Source organism: Vasconcelosia minhoensis LEGE 07310 (assembly GCF_015207255.1).
Lineage (GTDB): Bacteria > Cyanobacteriota > Cyanobacteriia > Phormidesmidales > Phormidesmidaceae > Vasconcelosia > Vasconcelosia minhoensis.
The window spans coordinates 36,449-45,345 of sequence record NZ_JADEXG010000045.1; the positions used below are offsets into that span (position 1 = coordinate 36,449).

The following is an 8,897-nucleotide window of genomic DNA, read 5'->3' on the forward strand; positions in this document are numbered from 1 at the left end:
ATCTTATTAAATCCTTGATCCTAAGTAGCGTGAAAGAGAAGACATGATAGACAATGCGTCAGGTAGAGCGCTGACAGCGCTACGGGGCACTTCACCATAGGAAGGCTTTTGGCCAGCGAATTTTGTAGCGCTTGCAACAGTTTTATGAAAACAAAATAGATGCTAAGTATTCAGGAAATACGAAGAGAGCAGGCTATGCGATCCACAACTTCCGATTAGCTTAAATCTCGGTTAGGGGACGAAGCTACGAAATGTAACGGCATTGGGCGTGCTTAATAAAGAAAGGGTAAACAAGGCAAGCTGATTTGCCTACGTACTGCATACTGGTGCGAGCTTGAACGTGAAAGTCATGCTGATGACCTGAAATTTCATCAACCATTCAATCCAAAATGGCTGTAGCTGCGTATGCCTGACAGGTAAGCTCTTGTCGAATGCTCGTATCGCGAGCTGAGCCCTACCTCTGATTTTTGCTTAATCTATATCTAAAGTAAATCGCTTGCAATGCACAATCGAGTAGAGAGTCAATCCATACAAATTGCGATCGCGTGGTGTCTGGCCTGGGGTGACCAGGCCCAACCTCAGGTTGAGATTGCGGTGCTGTACCAGATGCGGCAGGCAATGCTGGGTGAGGGGACGATGCCAGAGGAAATGCGATCGCGCCTTGAGCAGGTGCGTCAGCTGGACGCGCTGGACTATCCCCAAACGCTAGACCAGCTTCAGGCATTGGCCGACCAGTATCCTGAGCTATGGAAGTCGCGCCTTGGATTGGTCTACGGCGGTGCCACCAAGATCAAGCAGTATGTATTCGAAGCCTCGAAGCTACAGGACATTCGCGGCGCCTCGGCCCTGTTAGATCGGATTAATCTGATCGACCTGCCCGCCTTTTTTAATCAGCCTCCTGAGTCCCAAGAGTTTGAGCCGCAGTTCAGCAAAACTCGGCAATGGCTTGACCGGAATAGTCCTGCTCGGGATGACTTCCAGAGTCTGACTGACGTGCTCATTCCCGAGCTAATTATCTATTCCACTGGGGGCAATATCCTGGCTTTTTGCCCGGCGGCCTACGTTCATGAGCTGTCAAACCTGATTGAAAAGCGCTACACCGAAGAAACGCTTACCGCCAACTCCTGCGCGGTGGGTGAGACCTTTCGGTTTCTAGAGCTGCGGTTTGGTTTGCTCAGAGATCCGATCGAGGAAACGTTCTGGCTGGGGGGCTATCAGAAGCAGGCGAGCAAAGACCTGGTCAAAGCCTATTACGGCGAACCCGAACCCAACCCGGCCGCCCAGTTTGAGCGCCGCAAAAGCTTTAACGAACTGGTGGGCAAACTGGCCACCCGCTTTAATCAGCGCCGCAGCGGCCACGACCAGCCCGCCGAAGATCGCCCTAGTCGTCGCTATCCGCCCCTGTTCGAGACGCATCCCTACGTCAGACGCGATGGCACAGATAGGCGCTCAGCCGTTTATCAGGCGAAGAACCTGCCCGGCTCCCCCTGGTTTTCGGAAACGACCGCTAGAAAGCGCCTGGTGGGGCAAAAAGCAAAGCGAGAAGATCAGAGCGATGCCTGGTATCGCCAGATGGGGTTTGATTGGGAGGCAGGCAATGTCGAAAGCTGGGTGCAGCGGTATGAGAAATTTCTAGCTGACAATCCTGAGCTCAAAAAGGAATACAACTCAACCGGCGAGACGCTTCAGGAGGCGCGATCGCTGCGGGAAATTGGCAATGCCAGCCAGGGCTTTGTCGCCTATATCTATGCCGATGGCAACAACATGGGCGGCTACATTCAAAATATTACGACCGCAGATAGCTACCAGCGCTTCAGCCAGGTCGTTTCTGAGGCCACTGAGCAGTCGGTGTATCAGGCACTGGCTCGCCACCTCGACCCTCACGAGCTACAAGGTATTAACGATGCAGAGACTCAGAATCGGGATGGCAAGCATGTTCATCCTTTCGAGATTCTGACAATTGGCGGCGACGACGTGATGCTGGTGGTGCCTGCAAACAAGGCTCTCGCGATCTCGCAGACCATCAGCGAAGAATTTGAGCAAATTTTACTGGCGCTGGATCCCTCACTGACCGTTCAGCCAGAGCCTCAGCCTGATCAGCAGACGATCCATCGATATTCTCCCAGCCAGGCTAGGGCATCGACGTGCGAGCTGAGCATGTCGGCTGGGGTGCTGATCACCGCCGAAAATACGCCCATCTACTATGCCGAAAACCTGACTAATCAGCTGCTCAAATCGGCGAAGAAAAAGGCTAAGCAGCTGAAGCAGAAGCATCGCTATTCTGGCGGCACCATCGACTTTCTCGTGATGAAGTCGGTTACCATGCTGACCTCTAAGGTGAGTGAATTTAGAGAATCAGCGTTGGTTTTTGGCAATAGCCCCAAACTCAAGCTATACGGAGCTCCCTATACGCTACACGAGGTTGGCGGCCTGATCGAGACGGCAAAGGCGCTAAAGGCAGCTGACTTTCCGCGATCGCAGCTTTACCAAATCCGCAGCCTGCTAGAGCGGGGCAAGCATACCGCGATGCTCAACTACCGCTATTTCTGGTCGCGTTTGGACAATAAAGCAGCTCAGCAACAGCTCAAACGAGCCTTTGAACAAGCCTGGTGCGAAGCCAGAACTAATAACGGCAACCTGGTTCCCTGGATGTGTGTGCCATCCCAGAAAGGTAAGTCAACTTACGAAACCATCTGGCGCGAGCTGATTGACCTCTATCCCTTCATTGACGAGCCCAAGCGGCAATCTGAGACGCCCGCAGCAGCTGAAGCGGAGGTCAGGTAATGGTGCAGCTGCGCGATCTGCTTCAAACCACAGGCGACTCTATCGCACTCACCGCTCGGGTTGACAGTGCGCTGTGCGTAGGCGCAGGCGGCTCGTCGGGCTCGCTAGCGGATAAGCCGATTATCCGAACGGCTAGCGGCCAGCTGCTGATTCCCGGCTCTCAGCTAAAGGGCCGCTTACGCCACGAATGCGAAAAGCTGGCGCGGGGACTGAGCTGGCCCATCTGCGGCGCTCCAGCACCTGAGACCATGTGCCCCCAAATCGGGCTCAGCAATTCTGACTTTCAGCGTCGGGGCTACAATATCGGCAGGCAGTTTGCCGACGGTCGCCAGCAGTACCACTGTCTGACCTGCCAGATGTTTGGCAATCCGGCTCTGCCGTCTCGGGTGATGGTAGACGATCTGATTTGCGACATTGAGCCAGATACCCTACCCGAGGTGCTGCGCCCCGGCGTTACGATTAACCGCCGCCGCCAGACAGCCGAAGACCAAAAGCTCTATTTTTTAGAAACGTCTCCGGTCAACGTAGCGCTTCCCTTCACAGGGCAGATTCACTTCGAAGCAGACTGCCCCGACCATGCCAAAGTTTTAATCCTAGCGGCCTTACAACACATCCATGCCCTGGGCGGAAGCAAGTCAGCCGGGCTGGGCTGGCTGAGGTGGGAATACGATCTATTAATAGATGCCCGGTCTTGGGATTTGCTGAAGGCAGAAGATAGCTGATGAAAGAGATCCTATTGACGATAACAGCGCTTTCTCCCCTGGCGATTGGCCGACAAAAACCGGGCGGATCAGTCAGCGAAGCGCAGTCCTACATTCCGGGATCGGTAATTCGGGGCGCGATCGCGGCCCAAATGCTGCGCCAGTCTAATAGCGGCGACCAGCCCGGCGGCGACTTTGAAACGCTTTTCCTGAGCGAGGATGCTGCTATCTTTAGCAATGCCTATCCTACAGTCAGAGGCCGACAGCCGTTAGTGCTGCCCGCCACCGCCGTCAGCTCAAAGACCAATCCGGGCTTTCAAACTGAGACAAACTCCAACGGCGGCGTGTTCGATACGCTGATGGATCGCTTCTGCGCCGAGGGCTATGGGCATCTATACGACCCAAACTGCCCAAGCGATCAGGGCCGAGTGGAGCCCTATGGTGGCTTCTATAGCGTTGAGGATAAGAAGTATAGGTCTCATTCTGCTGCGACCCGACTACTCACCCGAGTGGGTATCAACCGCAGGCGAGCAACCGCCCAGGAGCAGATGCTTTACAGCATTGAGGCCCTGAGTGAAACCGTGCGGGTCAAACATAAAAAGGCTGAAGGCGAAGATAACGATGAAGAGACCTACGAGTGGTCGCCATCGAACTTTGGCGGCACCATTCGCCTTGCGGATGCAGAACTGGCAGAGCAGCTGAAAAAATATATTGAATCCAGGAATCCGGAATCCGGTATTACCCAACCGAGCAGACTTCGACTAGGGGGTTCCATATCACGGGGGCTGGGAAAAGTCTCGATTGAAGCCACTATTCAGGATTACCAATCTAATGCTGCGTCGAGAATAGCAGCCTTTGATCAAACGCTGCGCGATCGCTGGGAGACCTGGAAAATTTTTGGCACTCCTGATGTTCCTTTAGCGAAAAACCGCACCTTTTTTACCATTGGTTTAACCTCAGACGCTATCCTCAGCGAGCAGTGGCGACGCACAACCGTGATTTCGCCAGAGATGCTTTGTCAGATGGCCGGGGTCAGCGATTCTGGCTTAGAGCTTCATGCTTCCTACAGCAGCTACGACCATCGCTCTGGCTGGAATGCGGCTTGGGGGCTGATGAAAGATGTAGAGCTGGTGACTAAGATGGGTAGCGTATTTCTGTTCAGTATTCCGAAGGAGCAAGAAAATGTCTGGATCAGTAAGCTGGCTAAGGTGGAGCGGCAGGGCATTGGCGATCGCACCAGCGAAGGCTTCGGGCAAGTCAGGATTTGCGACGAGTTTCATCAGATCAGGCGGGAGGCGGCAAAATGACTGATAATCCGGCTATCAACCTAGAAGAGCAGCTTCTGCTGAGAATCAACCGAGAAATGGGTATTCAGCTCGATGCTGTCATCAAAAAAGTTCAAGATTTAGCGAAGAAATTTTCAATTGATTCAGACCAGGAAAAATCGCCATTCAAAAATGTTCTTTCTGCCGCAACTGAGAACTATACATCCCTTGAGGTCATCAAAAACTTTATCCGCTATCAAGCAGGTCGTCAGCCTAGCAATATTTGGAAGAAACAAGGATTTGCCAAAGCATTAGTCCAAGACATTGATGGACTATCAAATGACGTCAATGATATTTTAGATCGCATTTCTAAAAAGCTTGATGAGGATCATCCCTTGGCCAAACATATCGTCGATAATCGCGATTCAATCTCGCGGTCTCTCCATTTACAGCTAACGCAGCTCTATCTTGGATATCTTAGCCGTGAACATACAGCTCGGCTTGGGGAAGAATCGAATAACTCTCATTCAAATAGCGCTTCAACTGCAGAAAAACCGAAAACCAATCGGCCAAATCGTAACCCAAACAGAGAATAGTGATACTTAACGCCTTTTGGGGTTCCTATAACCTTCGCCGCTAGTGATCTAGAGTATTCCAATGTCCCCAACTCAGTCTTCCCTCAAACTGTCCCTTGAAAAGTTTTTGGAGCTTCCTGAAACGAAGCCTGCCAGCGAGTATATCAATGGTCAAATTTATCCAAAGCCCATGCCCAAAGGGAAACATAGCCGTCTGCAAACCTACCTAGCGGCTGAGATTAACCGGGTCAGCGAATCTCAACAGCTTGCCTCTGCTTTTACTGAACTGCGTTGCACATTTGGAGGCCGGTCGGTTGTTCCCGATATTGCTGCCTTTTCTTGGCAGCGCATTCCAATAGATACAGCAGGGGAGATTGAAAATACATTTAACATTCCTCCTGATTGGACAATTGAAATACTGTCTCCAGAACAGAGCTCAGTCCGCGTTATCGACAATATTCTATTTTGCTTAAACCACGGTACGGAGCTTGGATGGTTGATTGATCCACAAGAGCGACTCGTCGTTATTTTTCGACCTGGGAAACAACCTGAAATTAGACAGGACGAAGATGAGCTGAGCGTTTTAAGTTTACTCAGCAATTTCCAAATATCAGTTTCAGTGATCTTTGGCTGGCTCAGTCTAACCTAATTCAACTTTCGACAACTTATACGCTTTACTCTTGCCATGACTCGAACTGTCTTAGTATCTACCGTTGGAACTAGCCTTCTGACGAATCAGATTAACCGCGCTGAGGCCGCTGAGAAAGATTGGTACGGCAGGCTCAGGGATGCGGCCAATCTGGCACCTGACCAAACGCCTGAAGCGGTATTGGCGATCATTGACACGCTGAAAAGCAGAGCGAGTCAAAAGCTGGTTCAGAGCTCAGTTGCTCAAATCCGGGCGGCCAGCGCAGAGCTAAATGGGGTGTATGGCTATTATCAAGAACAGCTCCAGCAGGGTAGTCAAGACATGAATCTGCTGATTGCTACCGATACGGCTCAGGGACAGGAGGCGGCTAACCTGGTTAAAGACTTTCTTGAACAGCAGGGGATCAATACGCAGATTATTATGCCAAAGGGGTTCTCCACCGAGAATACAGAAAAATTCACAGAGGGCATCGACCAGCTGATCAGCCGATTTGAGAGCGAGCTGCCGGGCTATAAAGAAAGCGGCTATCAGGTATGCTTTAACCTGGTAGGCAGCTTCAAGAGCCTCCAAGGCTATTTGAACACCATTGGCATGTTCTACGCGGATGAGATTATCTATATCTTTGAAGGACAGGGCTCTGAGGTGATTAAAATCCCTAGGCTGCCGATTGCGATTGATCAGTCGGCTATCGAGCCCTTTGCCGTCCAGTTTGCGCTGATGGAGGCCGGTTTCGATGCGGAGCGAGCCGAGCTTGAAGGTATCCAAGAGGCGCTAATCTATCCAATAGAAAATGACGTAACGCTTTCTGAATGGGGGAAGCTGATTTGGAAGCAGGCGAAAAAAGAGTCGCTCTCCGGCAGCCTGTTGGGATTTCCCTATCTGAAGTATGAAAGCTCCTTTATTCAAGATTATAAGACGCAAGCGAAGCAGGCCGAGCGGGTGAAGCTGCAGGAGACGCTAGCCAGAGTATCGGGCCTGCTCATAGAGAGCAATGGTAGTTTAGCGGCCCTTAGAAAAGACGGCGGCATTCAGTACAAGGACTACCGAAATGCAGATGTGGGCCATTTTAGGGTTTCGCTTGAGCTACGAGTGAGCTGTCTGATCGAAAATGGGCTGCTGTCTCTGAGGCGCTACGGCACCCATGACCACGTAGAACGCAGTGAAGGAGTTCGATAGGGGGAGCACATTATGTTTGATATTTTCAAAAATCGTCTGGAGCTGAGCGGCACCTTAACCACAGTGACGGCCCTTCATATTTCGCAGGGCCGCTCGACCGAGCCGATTGGGTCTGACCTACCGGTAGTGAAAGACTCGCTGGGCCAGCCGCTGATTCCAGGGGCGAGCTTTAAGGGGGCAATGCGATCGCGATTAGAAAGCTTCCTACGCGGTATAGACCTATCCTTAGCTAGAGATCCGGCTGAGCTGGTCAGTACCCACATGAGTAACCAGGTGAAGTCGCTCAAAGAGGCTCATAAAAATAACGATACTGATCTAACTGAGGCGCTAAATAAATTAACTGATGTAGCCTCCAGCGTGTTTGGAACCCCGTGGCAGGCCAGCAAATTTCAGATTCGCGATTTGACCATACTGCCAGACACCTGGTTTGGTCAGTATCAGGAGCGCGACGGCGTCTCCATCGAGCGCGATACCGAAACGGCTGCTAAAAGGAAGCTCTATGACTTTCAGGTGGTACCGGCGGGGACGCCGTTTGAGTTTAGAGCCGTGGTTGAGAATGCCAAAGATTGGGAGCTGGGCCTGCTTGCGATCGGGCTGCATCAGTTTGAGGCGGAGCAGATTCCCCTGGGGGGCGGTCGGTCGAGGGGCTTAGGCGTGGTCAAACTCGATATTACAGATGCTTGGTGGGTAGACTATCCGGACGAGCAGCCCGAGGAGCTTTTGACCTATCTTCAGCGCCTGATCAATGGCGAAAAGGATCATTATAAGCTTCAGCCAGAAACGTTTAATGAGTATAAGCAAGACTGGAGTAAGGCACTAATTGACCATCTGAGGGAGAGAATTCAGTCTTCGACAGCTGACGTAGTCGGTGGCTGACTATGCTGGATATGAATCTATCGCTTACCCGAGGTCAATATGCCTTTTAGCGTTTTTAAGAACCTGGGCGCAACTCTAAAAGAGTTTCAGGTTGTCTATGCCGAAGCTAATTTCATACAAGAGCTGCCCTTTGGGGTGTCAGACTACTTTCGGCAAGACCTTGATCTGATGATGAGTGAGGCTGTGGTGGACAATTCAGAGTTTGCAATCTGTGAAAACCTGGTCTACCCGATTCTCAAAGAGGTGTGGAAGCAGTATCGCAGCAAGTTTGTCCTCTGGAGCCACGAGTTTTTGAATCAGGATGCTCAGCTGTCGGGTTATCCAGAATATATCCTGGCTCGGCGATCGCCCCTGGGTAAGGTCGTCTTTGACAAACCCTACTTTCTGCTGGTGGAAGCGAAGCAGGACAATTTTGATGGCGGGTGGGGTCAGTGCCTGGCGGAGATGGTGGCAGCGCAGCGGCTAAATGAAGAGACTGACCTGGTGATTTATGGCATTGTCTCCAATGGCGATGTCTGGCAGTTTGGCAAACTGGAGAAACAGAGGTTTACTCAAAACAGAACTTTTTACTCGATTCAGGCTCTAGACCAGCTCTTTGCGGTCGTCAACTATATCTTTCAGCAGTGTGAAACCCAGCTTGACCAAAGACTTGCAGCCTCAGCCCTATAATTTTTTGACCTATGCATAAGCGACTTGTTAACCATTGCACCATTGACCTCACCCTGTCTCCCTGTGGGCCAATTTTATACTCTAGACGCCTGATATTTGGACTTTCTTAAAGGACTGAAAATTCATGGTCAACAAAGTTTCTAGCGATGCTTTGTGGGTCGTATTGGCCTGCTCAATACAAGTGTTAATCGCGTCCTTGAAC

8 protein-coding genes are annotated in these 8,897 nt (G+C 51.3%); all 8 read left to right on the plus strand.

What is annotated here, in order from left to right:
* Nucleotides 1-501 precede the first annotated feature (501 nt).
* The 8 genes from cas10 (at nt 502) to IQ241_RS17345 (ending at nt 8,695) form a co-directional block, all read left to right on the plus strand.
* Complete coding sequence (cas10, locus tag IQ241_RS17310; protein WP_193909554.1) at nt 502-2,784, plus strand: type III-B CRISPR-associated protein Cas10/Cmr2; 2,283 nt, start codon at nt 502-504, stop codon at nt 2,782-2,784.
* On the plus strand, nt 2,784-3,506 hold the full coding sequence (locus tag IQ241_RS17315; protein WP_193909556.1) for an RAMP superfamily CRISPR-associated protein: 723 nt from the start codon (nt 2,784-2,786) through the stop codon (nt 3,504-3,506). Before cas10 ends, IQ241_RS17315 begins: the two co-directional genes overlap by 1 nt.
* A complete protein-coding gene (gene csx10 / locus IQ241_RS17320) occupies nt 3,506-4,792 on the plus strand; it encodes a type III-D CRISPR-associated RAMP protein Csx10 (RefSeq protein WP_193909558.1) in 1,287 nt (428 codons plus the stop codon). Before IQ241_RS17315 ends, csx10 begins: the two co-directional genes overlap by 1 nt.
* Nucleotides 4,789-5,346 (plus strand): hypothetical protein, encoded by a 558-nt coding sequence (locus IQ241_RS17325; protein ID WP_193909560.1) that lies wholly within the window; start codon nt 4,789-4,791, stop codon nt 5,344-5,346. Before csx10 ends, IQ241_RS17325 begins: the two co-directional genes overlap by 4 nt.
* A gap of 61 nt (nt 5,347-5,407) precedes the next feature.
* Nucleotides 5,408-5,974: a Uma2 family endonuclease gene (locus tag IQ241_RS17330; protein WP_193909562.1), complete on the plus strand. Its 567-nt coding sequence runs from the start codon at nt 5,408-5,410 to the stop codon at nt 5,972-5,974.
* A 36-nt stretch (nt 5,975-6,010) separates the two neighbouring features.
* Nucleotides 6,011-7,150, plus strand: coding sequence for a putative CRISPR-associated protein (locus IQ241_RS17335; RefSeq protein WP_193909564.1), 1,140 nt, complete (start codon nt 6,011-6,013; stop codon nt 7,148-7,150).
* Nucleotides 7,151-7,162: 12 nt separating this feature from the next.
* Complete coding sequence (gene csx7, locus IQ241_RS17340) at nt 7,163-8,026, plus strand: type III CRISPR-associated RAMP protein Csx7 (protein ID WP_193909566.1); 864 nt, start codon at nt 7,163-7,165, stop codon at nt 8,024-8,026.
* 39 nt (nt 8,027-8,065) lie between these two features.
* Nucleotides 8,066-8,695 carry a hypothetical protein gene (locus IQ241_RS17345; RefSeq protein ID WP_193909568.1) on the plus strand — a complete coding sequence of 210 codons (630 nt, stop codon included), beginning with the start codon at nt 8,066-8,068 and terminating at the stop codon, nt 8,693-8,695.
* Nucleotides 8,696-8,897: the final 202 nt, after the last annotated feature.

Excerpts from the sequence above, each read along its gene's own strand:
- csx7 (WP_193909566.1), top strand. The coding sequence starts at position 7,163 with ATGTTTGATATTTTCAAAAATCGTCTGGAGCTGAGCGGCACCTTAACC.
- csx10 (WP_193909558.1), top strand. The coding sequence starts at position 3,506 with ATGAAAGAGATCCTATTGACGATAACAGCGCTTTCTCCCCTGGCGATT.
- IQ241_RS17345 (WP_193909568.1), top strand. The coding sequence starts at position 8,066 with ATGCCTTTTAGCGTTTTTAAGAACCTGGGCGCAACTCTAAAAGAGTTT.
- IQ241_RS17330 (WP_193909562.1), top strand. The coding sequence starts at position 5,408 with ATGTCCCCAACTCAGTCTTCCCTCAAACTGTCCCTTGAAAAGTTTTTG.
- IQ241_RS17315 (WP_193909556.1), top strand. The coding sequence starts at position 2,784 with ATGGTGCAGCTGCGCGATCTGCTTCAAACCACAGGCGACTCTATCGCA.
- IQ241_RS17325 (WP_193909560.1), top strand. The coding sequence starts at position 4,789 with ATGACTGATAATCCGGCTATCAACCTAGAAGAGCAGCTTCTGCTGAGA.
- cas10 (WP_193909554.1), top strand. The coding sequence starts at position 502 with ATGCACAATCGAGTAGAGAGTCAATCCATACAAATTGCGATCGCGTGG.
- IQ241_RS17335 (WP_193909564.1), top strand. The coding sequence starts at position 6,011 with ATGACTCGAACTGTCTTAGTATCTACCGTTGGAACTAGCCTTCTGACG.